This window comes from Paenibacillus sp. FSL K6-1217, from assembly GCF_045040735.1.
GTDB lineage: Bacteria > Bacillota > Bacilli > Paenibacillales > Paenibacillaceae > Paenibacillus_AQ.
Map to the genome: position 1 here is coordinate 411,666 of NZ_CP150271.1, position 23,926 is coordinate 435,591.

Consider the following 23,926-nt stretch of genomic DNA (forward strand, 5'->3'; position numbering starts at 1 on the left):
AATACACCGACCTTTTCTTCCTCCATTCCATTCTTGCCTGCAGATGTGGAGGATAACGATGAGAGCGAAACTGCGAAAAGAACTGCCGCTTCATTTGATGCTTTTGCCGGGACTGGTGATGATCATTCTGTTCTCCTACGTCCCCATGGCCGGTGTCATGATCGCGTTCCAGAAATTCATCCCTGCCAAGGGCTTGTTCGGGGATCAGAAGTGGGTAGGCCTCGATAACTTCGAATATGTGATGAATCTGCCAAGCTTCACACAGGTGCTGTGGAATACGCTGTTTATTTCGAGTCTCAAGCTGATACTGGGACTGATTATTCCGCTGGTGTTCGCAATTCTGCTGAACGAGCTGGCCAGTAATGTGATCAAACGGTCCGTGCAGACTGCGATATATCTGCCGTACTTCTTGTCCTGGGTCGTGCTTGGCGGCATCTTGATTGATATTCTGTCTCCATCGGGCGGGATTGTGAATGAATTCCTGGGATGGTTCGGCGTCTCCAAGATCTTCTTCCTCGGCGACAATGACTGGTTCCCCTTCACGCTGATTGCCTCGGATGTGTGGAAGAACTTCGGTTACGGCACAATTGTCTACTTGGCGGCTATTACGGGAATTGATCCCGGATTATATGAAGCCGCTACCATTGACGGGGCCAACCGCTGGCACAAGACCTGGCATATTACGATTCCGGGCATCCGCATGGTCATCGTCCTGCTGTCGGTACTCAGTCTGGGGCAGCTGCTGAACGCGGGCTTCGATCAGGTCTTCAATCTGTACAGTCCGCAGGTCTATGAGAGCGGGGATATCCTGGATACCTTCGTCTACCGGATCGGTCTGCTCGACGCCCAATACGGCGTAGCGACTGCCGTCGGCTTCTTTAAATCGATCATATCGCTCACCTTAATCTCCAGTTCGTATTTCCTGGCTTACCGCTTTGCCAAATACCGGATCTTCTAGAGGAGGGAGTACCCTTGGAGCATCAGCTTACGCCCAAACCGGAGGAATGGACTCCCATTCGCCCCAAGAAACGTTTTGACGGGATTGCGGTACTCAACGCAACCTTCCTGATTCTGGTCTCACTGCTCTGCATTCTGCCGCTTATTCATATTGTCGCTGTGTCCTTCAGTTCAAGCGCAGCGGCATCCGCCGGATATGTCCGGCTCTGGCCGGTAGATTTCACGTTCGCTTCCTATATGTATACGATGAGCCGGACTGAATTCTGGCAGTCGATGCTTGTCTCCCTGACCCGGATCGGCATCGGGACGCCGCTGAACCTGTTGCTGACGATTCTCGTGGCCTACCCGTTATCCAAGGAATCACACGCTCTGCGGTTCCGCAGCGTCTATGCCTGGGCCTTCTTCGTCACGATGCTGTTCAACGGCGGGCTGATCCCCTGGTATACCACTCTCAAGGAGTATGGCCTGCTGGATTCGATCTGGGCGCTTGTACTGCCCGGCGCCGTTCCTGTGTTCAGCGTGGTGCTGCTGCTTAACTTTTTCCGGGAGATTCCGAAGGAGCTGGAAGAGGCGGCGCTGATTGACGGGGCCGGCCACTTCCGGACGGTCTGGTCCATCTTCGTGCCGATCTCCAAGCCCGCGCTGGCCACACTCGCCTTATTCTCGATGGTGGAGCACTGGAACAGCTGGTTCGACGGCTTGCTGCTCATGGGGAATCCGGCCAACTATCCGCTGCAAAGCTATATTCAGACCATTGTCATCCAGCAGAACCTGTCGAATATGTCGCGTGATGCCATGCTTGACCTGGCGCTGATCTCCGACCGGACGCTGAAGTCTTCCCAGATCTTCCTCGGCTCCCTGCCGATTATTCTGGCTTACCCGTTCCTGCAGAAATATTTCGTGAAGGGGATTGTACTCGGCAGTGTCAAAGGATAACCTCCCGGAAGTTATGCATAAGCCAGCGGAGCTTCCGGGATTCAGGCTATAATGGTGAAAATGATTGCTGGGGGCCTGGGATTGTTGTTCCAAAAGGATTATTCACTGCGCAATACGATATTTCTGCGGCTGATTGTGACCTTTCTCCTCATTATGCTGCCTATTCTTGTCTTCGCCGCCTATCTGTATCAGTGGATTGTGCAAACGGCCAGCAATGATATTCGCAGCTCGGCCAGTGCCCAGACCGTCTTCTACTTAAGTGATATGGAGAATGAGATCGAGCGGATGAAGCTGTTGCAGTACAGTCTGCTGGAGGATGAGGATCTGAACAAGCTGGCGCTGACCTGGGAGACGCTGCCGACCATTGACCGCACGGAGAACCTGAATTCGCTGATGAAGCGGCTGTTCATCGTGCAGAACAGCAGCACGTATATCAAGGACGTACGCGTTCATATCATGACTATAGGCCGGACCATCTCTTCGGTTGGCGGCGTGCGTGAGCTTGAGCTGAAGCGCTTCCGTGAGATCCGCTCGGTCTTCGGGGACCGGAAGTCCCAGGTGATTGAATGGGAAGGAGGCTTGTACCTCAGTGCGATGAAGCAGCGGGGGATTAAGGGCGCGGAGCCGCTGCTCACGGTGGAGATTGAACTGGACACCCAAGAGCTGCGGGCGGCGCTGGGCCAATTCAATACGTATCCCGGCAGTGGAACGCTGCTGCTGTCAGACAGTGCGAGATTCGCGCTGTACAGTATGACCGGTGAGCTGGCGCAGGCGGACCCCTCCCGGTACGCCCGGGATATCCGCTTGGTTGCCTCCGGGGAGAGGCTGAGCATCGCAGGCGCACCTTATTATATCGTCCAGACCGGCTCGCAGGAGCTGGGCTTGTCCATTTACCGGATCATCCCGGAGGGCATTATCAAGAATCCGCTGAGCAAATTCTATACCTGGGCCTGGGTGTTCGCCGTGGCTGCGCTTGCGATCATCATTGCTTTTGCGCTGTCCACCTACAAGTTCATTCATAAGCCGATGCTGACGCTGGTGAAGAGCTTCCGGAGAATGGAGCAGGGCGATCTGGATATTCATATCCAGCATGAGTCGAGGGATGAATTCCGTTATCTGTACAGCCGCTTCAATCAGATGGTAAGCAACCTGCATTCCCTGATCGACCAGGTGTATAAGCAGAAGATCCTGGCCCAGCGGGCAGAGCTGAAGCAGCTGCAGTCACAGATTAACCCGCATTTCCTCTATAACAGCTTCTTCATTCTGAACACCATGGCGAAGACCGGCGATACCGAGCGGATCGAACAGCTGACCACGATGCTCGGCGAATACTTCCAGTTTGTCACCCGGAACGCTTCCGATCTTGTGTCTATGGAACAGGAGATCCACCATGCGAGAATGTATACAGAGATTCAGGCCATGCGTTTCTCCCGGCGGATTGGGGTCCGGTTCGATGCCTTGTCCGGGGAGCTGAAGCAGGTGCAGGTGCCGCGGCTGATTGTCCAGCCGATTATTGAGAATGCGTTCAAGCACAGTCTGGAAAAGAAAGCAATGGAGGGCCTGATCATTGTCCGCTTCGCCCAGGATGGCCCGGACATCCGCATTATCGTTGAAGATAATGGGGACCGGCTGAGCGACGACACACTGGAGCAGTTGAAAGAGTCCCTTAATGTCTATCAGGAGCAGGCGGAGACAACGGGCCTTGTGAATATCCACCGGCGCATCCGCATGACCTTCGGGGAGGCAAGCGGCTTGCTGGCAGACCGGAGTGAACTGGGCGGACTAAGGGTGACCATCCTTTTTAGAGCTGGAGGTGAGGATACCGGTGTACAGGATGCTTATCGTTGACGATGAAGAGATTATCACGGATGGTCTGGCGGTTGTGTTTGGCAAAATGGAGCTGGAACTGGACATTTACAAGGCCTACTCGGGCCACGAAGCGCTAAGCCTGCTGAGCCGGACCCGGGTGGATATCGTCCTGTCTGATATCTGCATGCCCGAGATGGACGGGCTGGAGCTGATGGAGCATATCCGCCGTAGCTGGCCGCAGTGCAAAATCGTATTCCTGACCGGGCACAGCGACTTCAATTACGTCTATCAGGCGATTCAGGCTCCGGGCGTCCAATATGTGCTCAAGAATGAAGGGTATCCGAAGCTGATTGAGGCGGTCAAGCGTGCGCTCCAGGAATTGCAGGAGACGATGCAGGTCAATGACCTGATGCGTGAGGCGAAGGAGCAGCTTAACACGCTGGAGACCTTGGCGCAGGGCGATTATTTCCGCCATCTCATTCACAGCGTCAAGGTGGATCAGGATCTGGCGGAGGATTTCATCCGTCTGAATATTCCACTGGATGCTTCGCGGCCGGTGCTGATTGCACTGGGCAGCATCAGTGATCCTGAGTCCTCGCGCACGTATATGGACCGCCGGGAGACGGCGCTTGCAGTGAAGTTCCTGTCGGAGAAGCTGCTGAAGGAGCGGACGGCCAGCCTCGGGGTCATCGACCGGTACGGTGACCTGATCTGGATGATTCAGCCGGACGGGACGGGAGAGGCAGCGCAGCCGGATGCTTTTGAGCAGATGATGAAGTTCCTGGAAGGCACCTTCGAGCTGATTCAGCAGTCCTGCCGGGAATCGCTGGAGGTCGGGATGGCCATCACCCTCAGTGCGGAGGAGTGTGCCTGGCCCAGGCTTCCGGTAGTGTACGATAAGGCCAGACAAGTTCAGCATTACCGGGCCGGGGACGGGGAGCGGATGGTGCAGAAGGTACAGCTGAATGAAGCGGCGGTGCCGGATACCGTGCGTGACCGGTTCATGCGTGACAAGGTGGAGACCCTGGCTGCGCATCTGGAGGCAGGCCGCAAGCAGGAGTTCCTCCGGCTGTACGGGGAGATGGCCGAACCGGCGGGGCAGGACCCGGGAAGGTGCAATCCTTATCTTACCGAGCTGTATTACACGATTGCGCTGATGCTCATGTCGTATATTAACAGATGGGAAGCGGACGAGGAGATCGGGGCAAGCGGATTGATGCAGCTTGAGGTTCACCGTACCCTCGGCGAAGCCTTCCAGTATCTTCGGAACACGGCGGAGCAGCTGTTCTCTGTCAGGAAGAGCGGGGAGCAGAAGCGGGCAGCGGGTGTCATCGACACCATTTGTCTGTATATAGAAGAGAATCTCACTCAGGACCTGTCGCTCGTGCGGCTCTCGGATCTGATTCATTTCAATCCTTCGTACGTATCCCGGCTGTTCAAGCAGGAGCGCGGCATCAATCTGTCGGAATATATCGAGGAGCTGCGCATCCGCCAGGCCAAGGAGCTGCTGCGCAGAGGCGAGCTGAAGGTCGCCGAGGTCGGCTCGTTAATCGGTTATGTAACCCCGCAATCCTTCACCCGGGTATTCAAAAAATGGACCGGCACCACACCTCAGGAATACCGGGCGGATGTGTTTAGCGGGTGAATGGCCTGCGCTCTTAGCCGAGGGCCGCTTGTGAGGGTTAGGCAGGGGAGAGAGATGTGATAAGAGAGGTAGGAATTAGTTATATTGGATGAGAAAAATTAAAGGAAGATATAGTCGCTCCTTGATATGTTGGATGCGGGCCAAGTGAGTAATGAGGAGCACAAGTGCACCTGAATTTGCTAAATACGGACGAAATGATCAAATGAAGAGCATTAGTGCACCTGAATTTGCCTGACGTGGGCAAAACGAGCAAAAGAGGAGCACTTGTGCAGCACAAGTGCCCCTCTTTTTTCAATTCCGTCTTAAGATGAAACTGCTTACTTTTACATATAAATCCGATAATTCCCGCTCAGCGCCAGCATGGTGAAGAAATACAGGCAGTTGTCGTAATACCGCCGTTCTCCGGTGCGCAGCGGGGTGTTCCAGAAGCGCTTGATGAAGAGGCCGGCGTCCGGTCCGTCAGCAGCGAGCGAAGCCATCGCCAGTGTGGACAGCAGGCCGACTGGATGGAGGGAAGGCTCGTCAAACGGCTGGCCGTCAATGGTATACCGCCGGTAATCGGCCGGATCGGTATCGCGGAAGAACGCCTGAATGCGGTTCGACTGCGCTACCTGCCAAGGATCGCAGCGGAACCATTCGTAGTCCAGCCCGATGTTGGCGGCAACCCGGTAAGCGTCGCTGAAGAAATGGCGGAAATCGCCATGCGGCTGGGGCTCAGCCGGTGTCCCGTCATAATTGGCATATTCCGGCGACAGGCCGGTTACGGGATGGCAGGCCTTGTGCAGATACGCCCGGCTCCGGGCAGCTGCGTCCTTCCAGAACGCCCGGTCCTCTTGATCTGCCTGCAGGGCGAACAGATCATAGAAATGCGGCAAATGATAGGAGGGGTCGCTGAACGGAGTCTCCGGGATGAACTTGATCAGCCGGGTCTCGGGGTCCCACATCGGATCGCCTTCCCCGTCTTCTCCCTTGTGCACACAAGCGCGGAGAATGATTCTGGCCTGCTCGGAATAATTGAACGGCTCGGCTCCGTCACCCCAGCGGCTGGAAGCGAAGAACAGCGCCATCGCGAAGAACTCCTCTCCATCCGGTGCCGGACCGGGAGACAGCCGCGTGCCATCCAGCTTGCATTGCCAGGCGAAATAATCCTTATAGCGGCCTTCCGTATGCTGCATGAATACCTTGGCGAAGGTCCAGAGCCGGTCGAATTCCTCCTTTTTATCCATCTGAACCGCCATCATCATCCCGTAGGACATGCCTTCTGTGCGCACATCGGTATTGCCTGTATCTACAATATATCCCTTATCATCATCCATCGGGTGGTAGATCCGCACATCGGGGGCACCGTAGAACATTTCATTCCAGGTATCTTCCAGCCGCTGCTGAATCGCCTCCGGGTCCAGTCCGTTCTCAAGGAACAAATTCCTGTACGCTCCGGTATAAAAAGAGCCCTCTGTAGTATTCATCATAACAACCTCCAGGAGATTCATATTTTGCCCAAGTATATCATAAGCGGCGATATAGAGATTAAAGCGTTTTCCAGATAATTTATAGAGGTTTCCGGCTCCGGCCCATAATCTAAGGATAGATCAAACTTAGGTGTCTATATGTCATGGACTTCACTCCAAAAGCTTCTCTATACTGATAAAGACATGCTGCAAGTTGAATAACAAGGTTAGGGTGATAGAGCGATGAATGAGGTGCAGGATCTAATGAAGCTTACTGTCTACACACGCATACCGAACCAGGATTACACCGGGTCTCTCAGCAACAGTGTTCATATGGCTTGCATAGATGACCATAACGTATTACAGCCGCTGAACCGGAACTATGGCCTATTATTTGCCGTGGCAACCGTGGATGAGGACAATGTGATTCATGAAAAAGGACTGAAAAATCCCTATCTGTTCCGCGCACAGGATGGCACATTCGGGATTATTGCGGTAAGGGTTGACGCCGCCGGGGAAGATGACGGGGAGAGCAGAGGGCAGATTCTGCTGTGGACCTCGCCGGATCTGGTGAACTTCGAAGACCAACGGCTTGTCCGGTTACACAAGGACCGGTATGTAAAAGAAGCCGTCTGTGCACTCGACAGCACGGGCGGATACGAGGTCCGCTGGCAGGACAACGACGGCAACTATTATGTGAACCGGCTGGCTGACCTGCGGAAGCCGGAAGGGATCTCGCCGCCGGAGCCCGCGGAAGCTTACGCGGCAGAGCGGCCCGCTCAGCCGCTGCCCGGAACCCGTCCCGGGAATGTGCTGACAGTGGACGGCCCCGCCGGCCGCAAGGTTCAGGCTGCCTGGACCCCTGTGCGCAACACCGGTATTCGCGTGGCGGAGCAGGTCAGTGTCCACTCGGCTGAGGAGTTGGCGAAGGTCAGAGCCACAGCGCTATATTCTGACGGCTCCACTGCCGATAAGCGGGTGGCCTGGGATACTGGAGGGATCGATTTTACCTTACCGGGAACCTATACCGTATCCGGCAAGGTAGTCACGTACGATTTGCCGTTCCCGTTGGCAAGCGGCTATGCAGACCCGGTAATACTCCCCTGGAACGGCAGGTATTACTTCCTTGCCACCAATGACAATGTTAATAATATCGGCATCTATGTCCGCGTGGCGGATACCTTGCAGGATCTATTTGCCCCTGGCTTCCAGGAAGCTGTCATTCTGGATCTGAATGAGGAGCTGAACTTCATCCAGACCTTCTGGGCGCCGGAATTCCATGTCATCGGCGGGGAGCTGTACATCCTGTTCGCCGTTGGCGGCAAGGTATGGGGACCGCAATGCCATCTTATGAAGCTGAATCCGGGCGGCGATATTATGAAGGCTGCCGATTGGAGCACACCGGTCCGGGTGAAGCGGATGGACGGTACTCCTTTGGCCGAAGACGGCATTACGCTGGATATGACATATTTCAGGGCTGACGGCACCTCATGTGTAGTCTGGTCTTACCGCAAAGGGATCGGAACGCCGCTCGATACCGGCTCCATGCTGTATATCGCCACCGTAGATGAAGCGAATCCGGCGGTATTAACCAGTGAGCCGGTGCTGCTGTCGCGTCCGCTACTGGGCTGGGAGAATGTGCAGGGCACGATCAATAACGAAGGCCCGTATCCGCTCCTTACGGAAGATACCGTGTATATAGCCTATTCCGGCGGCGCAGCAACGGGCTATACCTATGCGGTGGGCTGGTTAAGCCTTCCACGGGGCGGCAACGTTCTGGATGCCGGTGCCTGGAGCAAGGCGGCCACGCCTGCCCTTTCTTATTATTCGCTGGACGGGGTGTATGGCCCGGGGCACAACTCCTTTTTCCAGGATGCAGACGGCACTACGCTGGTTCTCTACCACGGGGAAGAACAACTGGTGAAGCATGGAACGAGATGCTCGGCGATCCACAGAGTTCACTATAACAATAAGGGTGTACCTCTACTTGATGTGGCTGGGGATAGAGATGTACACCCGGATTACGCCGATTGCACGATACAGGTGACGGTGCTTGCTTAGCTTATCCGGGTCACATTAAGCAGTACAATCTATATAACAAATGGAGGATTATAGAATGACACAACAACAAGGATTCAACCCATATCTGCCTTCCTGGGAGTATGTGCCGGATGCGGAGCCTTATGTTTTTGAAGGAAGAGTATATGTCTATGGCTCACATGACCGCTTCAACGGCCACGCCTTCTGTCTGAACGACTATGTCTGCTGGTCAGCGCCGGAGGACAATCTCGCTGATTGGCAGTATGAAGGTGTGATCTACCAGACGACAGATGACCCGCTTAACCCGGAAGGCAACATGTGTCTCTATGCACCGGATGTGACCCAGGGACCGGACGGGCGCTATTATCTCTACTATGTACTGGACAAGGTTCCTGTCGTATCGGTGGCTGTCTGCGAGAAGCCGGGCGGGAAATACGAGTTCTACGGGTATGTAACCTACAGTGACGGCACGCGTCTGGGCGAACGTGAAGGCGATGAGCCGCAGTTTGATCCGGGGGTATTGACCGAAGGAGACACCACTTATCTGTATACCGGCTTCTGCGGATACGGCGACAAGTCCAGACACGGCGCGATGGCTACCGTACTCGGTCCCGATATGCTTACGATTATTGAAGAGCCTGTGTTCGTGGCACCGAGCCAGCCTTACAGCCAGGGGACCGGCTTCGAGGGCTATGAGTTCTTCGAGGCCCCGTCCATCCGCAAAAGAGGGGATATCTACTACCTGGTCTATTCCTCCATCTCGATGCATGAGCTGTGTTATGCGACCAGTAAGCATCCGACCCGGGATTTCGTGTATCAGGGAGTCATTGTGAGCAACTGCGATCTGCATATCGATACGTATAAGCCTGCGGACCAGCCGATGTATTACGGCGGCAATAATCACGGCAGCATCGTGGAGGTTAATGGAGAATGGTATATTTTCTACCACCGCCATACCAACGGGACAGCGTTCTCCCGCCAGGGCTGCATCGAGAAGATTGAATTCCGCGCAGACGGCACCATCCCGCAGGTGGAGATTACGTCCTGCGGACCGAACGGCGGCCCGCTCAATGGGCGCGGCGAATATCCGGCTTACCTGGCCTGCCATTTGTTCACCAAGGATCAGGAGATGTACACCGGGGGCTTCGGCAAGATCGGTGCCTGGATGGACAGCAGGTTCCCGAAGATTACCCAGGACGGCAGGGACGGCGACGAAAAGACTGGCTATATTGCCAATATGACCGATTCGGCTACCGCCGGATTCAAATATTTCAATTGTGAAGGGGTATCGCGGGTCTCCATTAAGGTACGGGGCTATTGCCATGGTGAGTTCGAGGTGAAGACAGCCTGGGACGGGCCTGCGCTTGCCTCTATTCCGGTAGGGTTCACGAATGTCTGGAAAGAGTATGCTGCGGAAGTGGCGATTCCGGACGGCGTTCAGGCGCTGTACTTCACGTATACCGGGGGCGGCGGTGCGCAGTTTGCTTCATTCACGCTGGAATAAGCTTACGACCTCTTGAATATGGCCTGATACACAAGCAGCACTTGGATGTTCACAAGTGCTGCTTTTTGGTGAAGAAAGTCACATTATAATCTTGGGCTATATGCTATTTTTATCCTACAATCATGAAAAAATGACCTCATTTACTAATTCTCCCTAATCCATATCTAAGCAACCCCTGGATATAACAAAAAAAATTATTTCCACTACGTTTACGTCCACTAATCCCTTGTATAAAATGCATATTTATTCGAACCCATATACATAGCTTAGGCGAAAGCTCTAATGATTTATGGTGTGTAATTAATGATTTACATAATGAACAATTGAACTTGGTCTGAGAATGATAAGTATAGTAAAAGGAGCGAAAGGTATGAGAAAACAGACAGAAAAGCTAGTGGCGATTGTAGGGATGGGCTGCAGGTTTCCGGGGAGCGCAAATAACGTAGAACAGTTCTGGGACATCTTGAAGTCAGGCAAGGATGCGATTACGGATATTCCCGGGGACAGGTGGAGCATTGAAGAATATTATCATACTAATAAACAGGTGAAAGGAAAAAGCCACGCCAAGCGCGGGGGATTTATTGATAAATTTGATCAATTTGATGCAAAGTTTTTTGGGATCAATGCCAGAGAGGCAGACCAGATCGATCCGCAACAGAGACAAATGCTGGAGATTGTCTGGGAGGCGTTAGAAGACGCAGGAATGAAGCCCGGCAGTCTGAGCGGTTCCAAAACAGGTGTGTTTATCGGCGGATTTACTCTTGATTATAAAATCCTGCAATTTGCCGACGCTTCACAGATTGGAACCCATGCTGCAGTAGGAAGCATGATGACGATGTTATCCAATAGAATCTCATATATATACAATTTAATGGGGCCGTCCCTATCCATAGATACAGCCTGCTCGTCCTCCGTGGTTTCCGTTCATGAGGCCTGCCGGAGTCTGCTAAACGGTGAATGCGATCTGGCCTTGGCAGGCGGTATTGAGTTGATCTATGCCCCGGAATATTTCATAGCTGAATCCAAAGGCGGATTCTTGTCGGTGGACGGAAGCTGCAAGACCTTTGATGCTTCTGCGAACGGTTATGTACGGGGAGAAGGGGGCGGAATCATTGTCCTTAAAAGTCTGGATAAAGCCCTTGAAGATGGCGACCATGTGTATGCCGTGGTCAGAGAGAGCCTCGTGAACCAGGACGGGAGAACGAATGGTATTACGGTTCCTAACGGCGAATCACAAAAAATGCTGCTGCAGGATGTATATGCAAGAGCAGGGATTGCTTCCGACGAAGTTCAGTATGTTGAATTGCACGGAACAGGAACAGCGCTGGGTGATCCCATTGAAGTAAATACGGTAGGTGAGTTCTTTGGAGAGCACAGAACGAACGATAACAGATGCATCATGGCTTCGGTCAAACCGAACATCGGGCATTTGGAGGCAGCCTCCGGCATCGCATCGGTGATCAAGGCGGCATGCATCCTTGAGCGAAGACAGATTGTACCGCATATCGGGATGAAAGAGCTTAATCCTGAGCTTGATCTGGATAAGCTGATGCTAAGAATTCCGTTGGCCAATGAAAGCTGGCCGCAGGATGGCAAAGATGCCATTGTCGGTGTCAATTCCTTCGGATTTGGCGGAACCAATGCACACGTAATTTTACAGGGGATATCGCAGGAAAGAAAGTACGATGGAACGGTTAACGAAGAGCTGCCTCAAGTATTAACCATCACTGCAAAAACAGAGCAATCCCTGAAGGCTCTTGCTGCAGAATTCAGTGAATTTCTGAATCATACAGCGGAAAGCTTAACGGATATTTGTTATTCCGCACTGACCAAACGTGAGAAATTCCCGAAATCCCTTGCGGTATTTGGTAAAACCAAAGAAGAGATTATTCAGGGCCTGACAGGTTATCTGCAAGATACTCGGCCGCAGAATGTGGTTGTGGGAAATGAGGGAAAAGACAAGAGACTGGTGTTTATATTCACCGGCATGGGTCCCCAATGGTACGCGATGGGACGCGAGCTGTATCATACCAACACGGTTTTCCGTAACGTGGTTGAGAAGTGCCATTCTGAGTTCTCCAAATACTTGTCCTGGTCACTGATTGATGAATTCCTGATTGATGAGGAACAATCCAGCATGCAGTTCACAGAAGTCTCCCAGCCCTTGAATTTTACGGTTCAGGTTGCATTGGTTGAGATGTGGAAGAGCATGGGGGTCAGTCCGGATCTGATCATTGGACACAGCGTGGGAGAAGTGGCGGGGCTGCATGTTGCCGGTGTCTACAGTTTTGAAGATGCGGTCCGGATTTCGTATTACCGCAGTATGCTCCAGCAGCGGCTGACTGGCAAAGGCGGCATGCTTGCGGTTGCCTTGAATGAAGAACAGGCCAAGGAGCTGATTGCTGGCAATACCGACAAAGTATCCATTGCGGCAATCAACAGCAACACAAGTCTCACCTTATCCGGAGATATGTTATGCCTTACAGAGATCAGCAACAAGCTTGCCGCTGACGGTGTTTTTAACAAATTCTTAAGAGTAACGGTGCCTTATCATAGTGTGTTTATGAGCGAGATTAGATCGGAGCTGCTGGAGGCCCTGCGCGATATTCATCCGCAAAAAGCAAAAATCAGAACGTATACCACCGCAAATGGCCAGCTGGCGGAAGGGCCGGAGCTGGATAATGAGTACTGGTGGCTGAATGTATCCGGTTCCGTGTACTTTGCCAAGGCCATGAAGCAGATTTTGGAGGAGGGCTATACCAATTTCGTGGAGGTTGGCCCTCATCCGGTACTGGCGAATTCAGTAAGTGAGCTTGCGAGTGATATGGATAAAGAAGTCTCTATCTCGCCATCCCTTCGCAGAAATGATCCGGAAATACCAATAATGGCCAGAACCTTCTCTGAGCTATTCTGCGCAGGCTATGCAATCGACTGGTCCCAGATGTACACAGGAACCTTCAAGTATGCGAAGCTGCCGCATTATCAATGGGAGCACGAGAGATTCTGGAAAGAATCCAAGGAGCATATGAAGAGACGTCTTGGACAGAATGAGCATCCTTTTATCGGATATCGCAAGAACAGCTTTGTACCGTTATGGGAAACGGAAATTAATGATTATATGATGCCGTTCGTCAAAGATCATCGTGTAAATGGCAGTGTGTTGCTGGCCGGAGCCCATTTCATTGAAGCCTCTCTCCAAATGCTCCGTGACTATAGCAAGTTAAGCAAAGAAGAGGTCTATGCTTTATATCATATCCACTTTAACAGAGCGTTGTTCCTTGATGAGAATAATGTTGGCCATATGTCTATCAGCTACGACCCGCAGCACGGGGTGGTGAAGATCGGAAGCCTGGCGGATGGTGATGTATCCAGAACTACCGAGAATTTCCGTGGGGAATTTGTCAGGAAGCAGACCTGGACAGTCAACGGATCAGCCGATCTGGAGGCTCTTAAGCACAGTGCCAAGGAACATTTGAATAAAGCGGAATGCTACGAGCTGCTGGAGAGAATGAATTTCACCTACGGCCCGATGTTCCAGGGGCTTAAGGAAGTATGGATTAATAATAATGAAGTCCTTGCTGAGCTTTGCATGCTGGAGGAGCTAGGTATCCAGGACATGGATAATATCTTGCATCCGGTTATTCTTGATGCGGCCTTCCAGTCCCTTCTCGCCAATCAATTTGATGAGTTGAGAGATAAAGGACAGGTTGAACTCAAGCTGCCTGACACGGTGGATTCCATAGTCGTATACGGCAACACCTCAGGTCCATTGCGGGTTCGTTCTATTGTGAAGGAAGCCAATAAGGAGTTCATTGCCGGGGATATTGAAATCTATGATGAGCAAGGAAACATCGTTGTATATGTAGACAACTTTGTTGCCAGATCACTAGAAAAAGGTGCGGAAGCTGCCGTACTTAGTGAGAAGAATCTGCAGGAATGGTTCTATGCCATTGAATGGAGGGCTCAGGAGGTTGAAGACGATGAACAGCTGATCACGGCTCGTAATTCGTATACGAACTGGATTGTGCTGTGTGATGCCTCCGGTGTGGGTGACATGATTGCCGAGAAGCTGAGCGGCAGAGGCTATAACTGCAAACGGTTCTACGCGGATTATCAGAATCCCGGCAACCAGGACATAGGCAGTATTATTGTCAGCAATGATAAAGAGGATTATATCAAGCTGATTCAGCACATGGATAAAGATCAGGAATACGGCATTATCCACCTATGGGGGATGGATATTAAAAGTCATGACCAAATGGATACGGAAGAGATTGAAGCTTCCAAGCAGAAGGCTGTCAACAGTATCCGTTATCTTATGAATACTTTGAATGAGCACACCGTGAAGTATCGTACCTGGGCAGTTACCCAGGGGGCAGTCAGTGTAGACGGTAAGGAGCCAGTCGATGTACTGCAAGGAGCAGCTATCGGTATGTGCAGAGTAATCAGCCACTCGGAATGCATTGGAAGCTGGGGGGCAAGTATTGATATCGATCATAACCCGGCCTCTGTCGAACGATTGATTAACGATCTGGACAATTACACACGCGAAGATCAGCTGGCGTATAGAAATGGCATCCGTTATGTTGCCAGACTGGAGCATATCTACGATCTGGACGGGAACATCCCGGTAAATATGGTTAGCAATAAGATTTACCTGGTCACCGGTGCAATGGGCTCTTTGGGACAAATCACTGTGAATTGGATGTACGACAAGGGAGCCAGACATTTTATATTGATGGGCCGTACTCAGTTCCCCGATAAAAAGGAAAGAAAAACGATGGATTCATCCCATAAGCTCTACAGCCAGGTTCAATTTATCAATGAGCTTGAACGAAAAGGCTGTACCGTTGAAGTGGCCGCTCTGGACATTGCCAATGAAGAAGCAGTTGGGGAGCTTACGCAAAGACTGATTCATGAAGAAACTATGGCCATCGGCGGTGTAATCCACATTGCCGGTGTAGTCAAAGACAAATTAATGATGCAAATGGAACAACATGAGTTCGATGAGGTCTATGACACCAAAGTTAAAGGTGCATGGTTGTTGAATAAATATCTTGAAGAGGTTGAACTGGACTTCTTCATCATGTACTCATCCACAGGCTCAGTCGTTACGGCGGTTGGACAGGTGAATTATGCAGCAGCGAACTCCTTTATGGATTCATTGGCCTACTATCGCCGCAGTAAAGGCAAACCTGCGTTGAGTCTGGGCTGGGGACCATGGGGTGTCGGTATGGTTAAAGAAAAGAATCTAATTGATCATTATAAATATCAAAGAGGCATGAATCCGATCTACGCGGTGAACGGTATGCAAGCACTGGAAAGAGTGTTCGGACAACAGTTATGCCATGCGGTAATCGGTGAAGCGGACTGGCCGCTTGCACTCAATAATTATCCGGGCAAGCCGGCATTGTACAATCATCTGGCCGTACACAGCAATGATACTGCGGGGGACACACAAGAGACGGACTTATTCAGCATTCTAGCCAAAGCACCGGGCGATGAAGAAAAATGCACGATTATCATGGATTTCTTCGCAGAAATCATCGCGGAGACCATTCATGCCAAGAAGGAGAGTCTCGTGCTTGATGAGCCGATCAGTTCGGTTGGAGTGGATTCTATTATAGCTACAGAGATCAGAAATAAGATGAACAAGCAATGCAGTATTAACATCTCGATTGTTGACATTTTGGGAGGAATCAGCATTGCTGACTTGGCCAGAAAACACCTAAATGACATCAACGACTTGATTGTTGAAGACGAATCAGAGGCAGAGCTGGAAGCGTTATTGAACCAGTTGGAGAACCTGACAGAAGAAGAGGCTGCACTTCTACTATCTAAATAAAAACGGAAAGGAGAACACAGAAAGCATGAAAATTATTGCCGGGAATGATGATCTTAGGGACCTCGATATTGCCATCATCGGGATGGACTGCCAGGTTCCGGGAGCAGATAACGTAATTCAGTATTGGGAGAATCTGTGCAATGGAACGGAGTCTTTGACCTTCTTCACAGATGAGGAGCTGCGGGCAGCAGGGATACCGGAAGAACTGCTCAGCAACCCGGAGTACATGAAATGCGGATTTAAAATGAATGATATTGAGCACTTTGATGCGGCGTTCTTCGGTTTCACCCCCAGGGAAGCGGCCCTGATGGACCCGCAGCAAAGAATCCTGCTTGAAAGCTCTTGGCGGCTGATGGAAAGTGCCGGTTACCAGTCGGACCAGTATGACGGGAAGGTCGGCGTATTCGTCGGGACGGGGACCAGCAAGTACTTATTGAAGAATATAATGTCCAATATGGATCTGGATTCCACTTCCGAGATCAGACAAATATGGATTGGGAACGATGTTCATTATGCTTCGACCATGATTTCCTACAAGTTGAATCTGAAGGGACCGAGCGTGAACGTGCAGACCGCATGTTCTACCTCCCTGACCGCCGTAGTTCTGGGCTGTCAGGCCTTGCTGAATTATCAATGTGATATGGCTATTGCCGGAGGAAGTTCCCTGTCGCTTCCACAGGATAGCGGTTATCTATATATCAAAGGAGAGGTTCTCTCTGCAGACGGACATTGCCGGCCATTTGATAAAGATTGCAGCGGTTCATTAAGCGGGAGCGGAGTAGGAACAGTTCTACTGAAAAGACTGGAAGACGCCGTCAGCGACAGAGATCATATTATTGCTGTCATTAAGGGAGCCGCATTTAACAATGACGGTTCGGCAAAGGTGGGGTATTCGGCACCAAGCATTGAAGGTGAACGCAATGCCATTAAGAGCGCCCAGATCTTAAGTGAGATTGAGGAAGAAACCATTACTTACATTGAGACTCATGGAACAGCGACTCCCATGGGGGACCCGATAGAAGTACAGGCACTTACAGAAGCTTTCTCTGAAGGCACGGACAAGCGGAATTTCTGTGCCTTGGGTGCAGTGAAAGCGAATATCGGACATCTGGATTCTGCAGCAGGTACGGCCGGTTTAATTAAGACCAGCCTGATGCTGCAGAATAAGAAGCTTGTACCATGCATCAATTATAAAGAAACGAATCCCAACATTGATTTGAAGAACTCCCCTTTCTATGTGAATACCCGGTTGCAGGATTGGAACCCGGATTGCGGGGTAAGAAGAGCGGGCGTAAGCTCGTTTGGTATTGGCGGTACCAATGTTCATGTAGTCCTGGAAGAGGCGATTGAAACCCGCAACGTTGAAAGCAACGAGGAATTCCAATTGCTGCTGCTGTCCGCAAAGACAACAACCGCTTATGGCGAGGTTGCCAGACAACTGCTCGACTTTGTGCAGAATAATGAAGACATTGATTACCGGAATATCCTCTACACCATGAATATCGGAAGAAAAAGAATGCCCTATAGAGGAGGGCTGGTCTGCAACAGCAGGGAGGATCTGATTCATAAATTAAGCGGCAGCCTCTCTGCGGTAAAATCTCCGAATGAGAACGAAAAGGAAATTGTTTTCCTGTTCCCGGGACAAGGTGTGCAGTATGTGAATATGACAAAACAACTGTACGATACGAAGCCTGTCTTCCGGCATGAGCTGGATAAGTGCTTCGAGATCCTTCAGAAGCAGTGTAACTATGATCTGAGACAGCTTATCTTTGCAGATCAAGCGGATGCTGAGGGCGAAGAAACGCTGAAAGAAACCCGGAATACGCAGATTGCTATATTTGCCGTTGAGTATTGCTTGGCCAAGAGCTTGATGCATTGGGGAATCATTCCCAAAGCTCTGCTGGGGCATAGTGTCGGAGAGTACGTGGCCGCTTGTCTGGCAGGGGTATTCTCATTGGAGGATGGCCTTAGATTAATGGTCATGCGGGGCAGGATCATCCAAGGTCTGCCGACGGGCGACATGCTGTATGTGAATATGAACGAGCAAGAGGCACAGGCCTATATTAGCGGCAAAGTATCACTGGCCTTGATTAATTCCGAGAACCGGGTTGTATTGGCCGGGGATAGCGAAGCACTGCAGGAAGTGATCGGACAGATTGAAGAGCATAGAGAGTACAGAATTATCCACACCTCCCATGCGTTTCATTCCTATATGATGCAGGGTGCAGTGGAGGAAATGCGGGATGTGCTCAAGACTGTCACCTTCCACAAGCCGATTATCCCTATAATGTCCAATGTCACGGGTGAGTGGCTGAAGCCGGAAGAGGCGATGAGTGCTGACTATTGGATACAGCATATGCTGGGCACCGTCAGATTTAAAGATGCTTCCGTTAACCTGGCAAAGAATAATTATAAATATTTTATCGAAGTGGGTCCGGGAAAAACCCTCTCTGTCTTTATGCAGGACAATTTGAAAGACTACACGGAATGCATAATGTTCCAAACCGTCCGCAGCGTTAAGAATACGATGAATGATAATAAATTTATGGCGGAGTTTGTAAAGAAAATCTGGATCAGCGGACTGAACATTGATTTTGCAAAGTATTACGAAGATGAAAGCTTATTCAGAACCCCGCTTCCGACATATCCTTTTGAAAAGAAGAGGCATTGGATTGAAGCCGGCAAGCAGAAGGTAATAGATGCGGCCAGAACCAACGACCGGAATGAGGCTATTTCAGACGACAGTGCTGTAGATACGGAAACGGCCCCATACAACCGGCCGGATGTATCCGCGAAATATGAAGAGCCTGAGAATGTGATTGAAGAGAGTATAGCGGAAATACTCCAGGAGATTATGGGGATCACGCCGATTGGCATACACGATAATTTCTTTGAGCTTGGCGGACATTCTCTGATGATTACTCAAGTCATCCTGAGAATAAAGGAACTATACGGTATTGAATTGCAGTTGAAACTGTTTGTTGAAGCACCGACTGTTAAGAATCTAGCTGACCTTGTATTGCAGGAGTTGTCAGAAAGCCTCGATTTGGATGCAGTCTAAATATTGACAGATAAAGGTGTGTAAAGATGCAGAACAATGAAAGCGGAAGTGTGAAAAACAGAGTCAATGCCTTATCGGACGCCAAGCGATTGCTGCTGGAGAGTCTCCTGGAAGAACAAAAAAATAAGAAAAGGCAAACCATCCTGCAAAAAAAAGGGATGCCTATGGTCACCAGGAGAGCACCTGAGTTGACCGTTTTGCCTTCCAGCTATATGCAGAAAAAAATCTGGTATGTGGAACAACTCTTCAATGAATCAATTACGTATAACGTTTCGGGCTATGTGAAATTCCATGGAAAAGTTCAAGTGGAGCTTTTGCATAAGGCCTTTAGAACGGAGGTTAAGCAGCAGGAAGTGCTGCGTTCCAAATTCAAGGGGGGACAAGGCAAGCTTGAGGTTGAGCTTAGCGAAGATAGCGAAGAGCCGGACTTCAAAATATGCGACTACTCCCAGGCAGAGATGGAAATATCGCCTGCAGAGATCAGGCAAATGATGTACACGGAAGGAATACAGCCGTTTCAGCTATCTGAGGGCAAGCTTATCCGCCTGATCTGTTACAAGCTCAGTGAGACCGAATGGATTGGGCAAATTGTTTGGCATCATATAGTATCGGACGGCTATTCAAGCGGCATTTTTATTAGAGAATTGCTTCAACGGTATGAAGCCTATGCGGGAACAAGCGTGGAGCCTGTACAGGAACCTGCTGTGCAATATTATGATTATGTAGTTCACATCAATAACCGGATTGCCAAAGGCGAGTTCGATCATCAGCTTCAATTCTGGAAGGAGCATTTGTCGGGCAGCAGCATGACCTGTATGATTCCAACGGATTACGCGGTCAGTCATGAACTTACCTATCAAGGTGAACGTGTAGCGTTCTCAATCGGCAAGGATATGAAATTACAACTGGAAGCTGCTGCAAAAAGACACAGGGTTACGCTGTTTGTATTATTAATGAGCGCACTCAAAATCATGCTGCATAAGTATGTACAACAAAACGATATTATTGTCGGTGTTCCGGTGACCGGGAGAAATGAAGAGGAATTCCAGAGCATCATCGGGTGCTTCCTGAACATGCTGCCGATCCGCAGCAACATTGATGAAGAGCAACAATTGTTCGATTATATTCAGGCGGAGAATGCCAATGTGATGCAGGCCCTGAAGCATCAGAATTTGCCGTTTGATTTTATAGTAGAGGAATTGAAGGTAGAAAGAGATTTGCAGTCCACACCTGTCTATCAGGTTGTGTTCAGTTATGAGACCAATGCGCTCAAGGATATTACAACAAAGGATTTCTACATAGAGTTCGAAGAACTGGATTTAAAAACAGCCAAGGTTGATTTGGCGCTGGAAGTAAATGATGAAAAGGATGGGTTAAGCGCCTGGTTTGAGTACAAATCCGATAAGTTTAGCCGGGAGCGGATGGAGAAGATTAAGGATTATTATCTGAATATTCTCCAATCCATTGCTGAATATGAGGATCAGGCCATTAAAAATATTGAAATGATCTCGGAAGTAGAAAAGGCTGAGATCCTCTACTCTTTTAACGAAAAGGTTACGGACTATACGCCGCAGACCATCAAACAGTTATTTGAGACCCAGGCGGCACTCAGGGCAGAGGCAGTAGCAGTTGTATGCGGTAATGAGAGGATAACATATACAGAACTGAACATCCGCAGCAATCAACTGGCGAATCATCTGCGGAAATGCGGTGTGGGCTGCGAGAGCATTGTGGCCATCATGCTGGATAAATCCATTGAGGCCATCATTGCCATACTGGGTGTAACCAAAGCTGGCGGAGCTTATATGCCGGTGGATTTGACTTATCCCAGGGAGCGAATTGAGTATATTTTGGAAGACAGCAAAGTCCGGCATGTGATAACTTCCGGCATTCCTTTGGATTATGCAGGCGTTGAGCAAATCTCAATTTGTGATAAGCAACTAAAGAACGAGTTCGCGGACAATCTTACGGATCACAGTAATCCGGAACATTTAGCTTATGTAATATATACCTCGGGAACTACAGGCAAGCCCAAAGGCGTTATGGTGGAACACCGCGGCATTGTTAACTTGAGAGATTATTTTAGGAATAAATACAAAGTTACTGTGGACGATACGATTCTGCAATTTGCCAATCTTGTTTTTGATGCCTCGGTGTGGGAAATGGTTATGGGAATTCTCACTGGCGCCAGATTGTGCATCATTACCAAAGCAGTTGCACTGGATGTGAATCTGTTTGAACAAGAGCTGAGAAGACATAACGTAACAGTCGCCACCTTGCCGCCGCCCTACTGGAATATGATCTCGGATAGAGAAATCGGAATCCGGTTGTTGATCACAGCAGGATCAGGGTCAAGCGTCAATCTGGTAGAAAAATTGGCAGAGCCCATTGAATATTTCAATGCGTATGGCCCCACCGAGACTACGGTGTGTGCGTCGGACTGGCTGTACGAGAGGACTGCACAAATTCCGAATAAAATACCGGTCGGCAAGCCAATCTCCAACATGCAAATCTATATTATAAATCATACTTCCTTATGTGGAAAAGGAATTATCGGAGAATTATGTATAGCAGGTGTGGGCATTGCCCGGGGGTATCTGAACAAGCCGGAACTGACAGCGGAGAAATTTATTGATAATCCCTATGGTCCCGGTAAATTGTACCGGACGGGTGATTACGCAAGCTGGCTGGACGACGGAAATATTGCTTTTATCGGAAGAATAGATAATCAGGTCAAGATCAGGGGACACCGGATCGAGATTGGAGAGATTGAGAATACGCTCTCTTCTCATGAACAAGTGAGTGAGGCGGTTGTCGTCCCGGAGCTGGATCTCAAGGGCAATCTTTATCTGGCAGCTTATGTAGTGGTGGATGCAGCAGTAACTATGAAAGAAATCAGAACCCATTTGAATGATAGAGTACCTTCGTATATGATTCCGTCAGCTTTTTATACGATTGATGCCATTCCGCTCAATATTAACGGCAAGCCGGATACCAGCAGATTAGCATCCTTAGGACAGAGAATGGAGTCGGCCAACGACTACGTAGAGCCGTCTACAGATATGGAAAGAAAGCTGGAACGAATCTGGAGTGAGCTCTTAGGGGCTGAGCGGGTTAGTATCCGCGATCATTTCTTCGAAATTGGCGGTGACTCCATTATCAGCATGCAGGTCATCGCCAAGGCGGCGGAAGCAGGGATTAAGCTCGAATTAAAGTCATTTTACGATGATAAATGTATTGAAGAAATGGCATTGAACGCTGCTGCTGTTGAACATATTCACTGTGATCAGGGAGAGGTTACAGGCACTTACCCGCTGGCGCCTATCCAGAAATGGTTCTTCAACAACGATTTCCAGGAAGTTAACCATTGGAACCAGTCTGTAAGCTTTGAGTTGAAGGGAAGCGTAGATGCCGGGCGGTTGAATGAAGCGCTGAATGAAGTGTGCCGGCAGCATGATTTGTTAAGAACCCGTGTACTTCCCGGAAAGGCTCCAAGGTATGCGGATATTCTGCCGTTTGCCTACAGCGAACGTTTGAAGACAGTAGAAATTACGATTGGTAATGACTATGAACAAAGGATGCAGCAGGAACTGACGGCTTGTCAGCAATCTCTCAATCTGCAAACGGGAGATGTATTTAAAGGGCTGCTAATCGTGTCCGATACGTGGGCAAGAAGCAGACTGGTATTGACGGCACATCATCTGGTATGCGACGCGGTGTCTTTCAGGTTCATCATTGAGGATCTATTGAATTGCTATCAGGCTTTATCAGACAAGCTGGAAGTTAGACTTCCGCAGAAAACCACCTCCTTCATAACATGGAGTAAAGCGGCAGAGGCATATGCTGGCGGCTATGAAGCAGTGAGCAAAAAGAACGAGTGGACAAAAGAAAACGCGGCGTATTCAAGAAATACCGTAAAAGGCTGGTCCGGGAAAGACAATCTTGAACGGGATGCAGAGCAATGTATGTTCTCCTTATCCCAAGAAGAGACTTCAAAGCTAATGATTGAAGTGCCTAAACATTACAGCATTCAGCCTAATGAAGTCATGATTGCCGCCATGGAAATACTATTGCATGAATGGGACGGGGCAGACCACACCCTATATTTGGAAAGCCATGGAAGAGATATGCTTGCCGATAAGGTGGACCTCTCAAGAACGGTAGGCTGGTTTACCAACCTATACCCTTTCCACTTCTATGCGGATGATATTACAAACACTGGAGTGGTGTTGAAAAAAGTGAAAGATGGATTATCTGCGGTTCAGAAGCGTAAGTTCGAGTTCATGCTTGGCGATGGCCCTCATGAAGCCATTGAGATTGTTTTCAATTACATGGGGCATTTGGATCACCAGAGCTCAGAGCATGCACAATTCCGGCTGCTTACCGGTGAGCCCCTTTATCCCAGAGGATTGAAGAATACAAGGGTCAGTCTGCTTGAAGTGAACGGGTATGTACGGCATGGCCGCTTAACATTCGAGTGGATATATAACCCGAACATCCATTCCAAGGAGATCATACTACAGCAGGCCAATGCCTTCATGGATACACTGAGGGATACGATCATCTACTGTATTGAGTCTGAGGATGATGGAGTTTCCGCCGCGGATTTTAACGATGTGGATATGGAAGACTTGGATTTCATCTTGGCGAAGTTCAATTAAGGCCAGTCAGTGATAAGGGG

10 protein-coding genes are annotated in these 23,926 nt (G+C 50.0%); 9 read left to right on the plus strand and 1 reads right to left on the minus strand.

What is annotated here, in order from left to right; all coding sequences use genetic code 11:
• The first annotated feature begins 58 nt into the window (after positions 1–58).
• The 4 genes from MHH28_RS01760 to MHH28_RS01775 are packed head-to-tail and all read left to right on the plus strand — an operon-like array spanning position 59 to position 5,347.
• Positions 59–958 carry an ABC transporter permease subunit gene (locus MHH28_RS01760; RefSeq protein WP_209992448.1) on the plus strand — a complete coding sequence of 300 codons (900 nt, stop codon included), beginning with the start codon at positions 59–61 and terminating at the stop codon, positions 956–958.
• Positions 959–1,014: 56 nt separating this feature from the next.
• Positions 1,015–1,893, plus strand: a complete 879-nt coding sequence (locus MHH28_RS01765) for a carbohydrate ABC transporter permease (RefSeq protein ID WP_341186835.1) — start codon at positions 1,015–1,017, stop codon at positions 1,891–1,893.
• A gap of 51 nt (positions 1,894–1,944) precedes the next feature.
• Positions 1,945–3,741 carry a sensor histidine kinase gene (locus tag MHH28_RS01770; protein WP_405110940.1) on the plus strand — a complete coding sequence of 599 codons (1,797 nt, stop codon included), beginning with the start codon at positions 1,945–1,947 and terminating at the stop codon, positions 3,739–3,741.
• A complete protein-coding gene (locus MHH28_RS01775; protein ID WP_405110942.1) occupies positions 3,728–5,347 on the plus strand; it encodes a response regulator in 1,620 nt (539 codons plus the stop codon). Before MHH28_RS01770 ends, MHH28_RS01775 begins: the two co-directional genes overlap by 14 nt.
• Before the next feature lie 323 nt (positions 5,348–5,670).
• On the opposite strand, the gene MHH28_RS01780 is transcribed toward MHH28_RS01775, so the two are convergent.
• Complete coding sequence (locus tag MHH28_RS01780) at positions 5,671–6,813, minus strand: glycosyl hydrolase family 8 (RefSeq protein ID WP_405116794.1); 1,143 nt, start codon at positions 6,811–6,813, stop codon at positions 5,671–5,673.
• A 225-nt stretch (positions 6,814–7,038) separates the two neighbouring features.
• Here MHH28_RS01780 and MHH28_RS01785 point away from each other — a divergent pair, with 225 nt between their 5' ends.
• The 5 genes from MHH28_RS01785 (at position 7,039) to MHH28_RS01805 (ending at position 23,906) form a co-directional block, all read left to right on the plus strand.
• The gene (locus MHH28_RS01785) at positions 7,039–8,856 is read left to right on the plus strand and encodes a family 43 glycosylhydrolase (protein WP_405110945.1); all 1,818 of its coding nucleotides are present in this window, start codon (positions 7,039–7,041) and stop codon (positions 8,854–8,856) included.
• 55 nt (positions 8,857–8,911) lie between these two features.
• On the plus strand, positions 8,912–10,339 hold the full coding sequence (locus MHH28_RS01790) for a family 43 glycosylhydrolase (protein ID WP_405110948.1): 1,428 nt from the start codon (positions 8,912–8,914) through the stop codon (positions 10,337–10,339).
• 370 nt (positions 10,340–10,709) lie between these two features.
• On the plus strand, positions 10,710–16,184 hold the full coding sequence (locus MHH28_RS01795; RefSeq protein ID WP_405110951.1) for a type I polyketide synthase: 5,475 nt from the start codon (positions 10,710–10,712) through the stop codon (positions 16,182–16,184).
• A 25-nt stretch (positions 16,185–16,209) separates the two neighbouring features.
• Positions 16,210–19,245, plus strand: coding sequence for a beta-ketoacyl synthase N-terminal-like domain-containing protein (locus tag MHH28_RS01800; protein WP_405110954.1), 3,036 nt, complete (start codon positions 16,210–16,212; stop codon positions 19,243–19,245).
• Positions 19,246–19,271: 26 nt separating this feature from the next.
• Complete coding sequence (locus tag MHH28_RS01805) at positions 19,272–23,906, plus strand: amino acid adenylation domain-containing protein (RefSeq protein WP_405110957.1); 4,635 nt, start codon at positions 19,272–19,274, stop codon at positions 23,904–23,906.
• The last annotated feature ends 20 nt before the right edge of the window (positions 23,907–23,926 follow it).

What these genes read in the sequence shown, in the direction of transcription:
- MHH28_RS01790 (WP_405110948.1), top strand. Translation starts at nt 8,912, where the DNA reads ATGACACAACAACAAGGATTCAACCCATATCTGCCTTCCTGGGAGTAT.
- MHH28_RS01785 (WP_405110945.1), top strand. Translation starts at nt 7,039, where the DNA reads ATGAATGAGGTGCAGGATCTAATGAAGCTTACTGTCTACACACGCATA.
- MHH28_RS01795 (WP_405110951.1), top strand. Translation starts at nt 10,710, where the DNA reads ATGAGAAAACAGACAGAAAAGCTAGTGGCGATTGTAGGGATGGGCTGC.
- MHH28_RS01805 (WP_405110957.1), top strand. Translation starts at nt 19,272, where the DNA reads ATGCAGAACAATGAAAGCGGAAGTGTGAAAAACAGAGTCAATGCCTTA.
- MHH28_RS01760 (WP_209992448.1), top strand. Translation starts at nt 59, where the DNA reads ATGAGAGCGAAACTGCGAAAAGAACTGCCGCTTCATTTGATGCTTTTG.
- MHH28_RS01780 (WP_405116794.1), bottom strand. Translation starts at nt 6,813, where the DNA reads ATGAATACTACAGAGGGCTCTTTTTATACCGGAGCGTACAGGAATTTG.
- MHH28_RS01775 (WP_405110942.1), top strand. Translation starts at nt 3,728, where the DNA reads ATGCTTATCGTTGACGATGAAGAGATTATCACGGATGGTCTGGCGGTT.
- MHH28_RS01770 (WP_405110940.1), top strand. Translation starts at nt 1,945, where the DNA reads ATGGTGAAAATGATTGCTGGGGGCCTGGGATTGTTGTTCCAAAAGGAT.
- MHH28_RS01800 (WP_405110954.1), top strand. Translation starts at nt 16,210, where the DNA reads ATGAAAATTATTGCCGGGAATGATGATCTTAGGGACCTCGATATTGCC.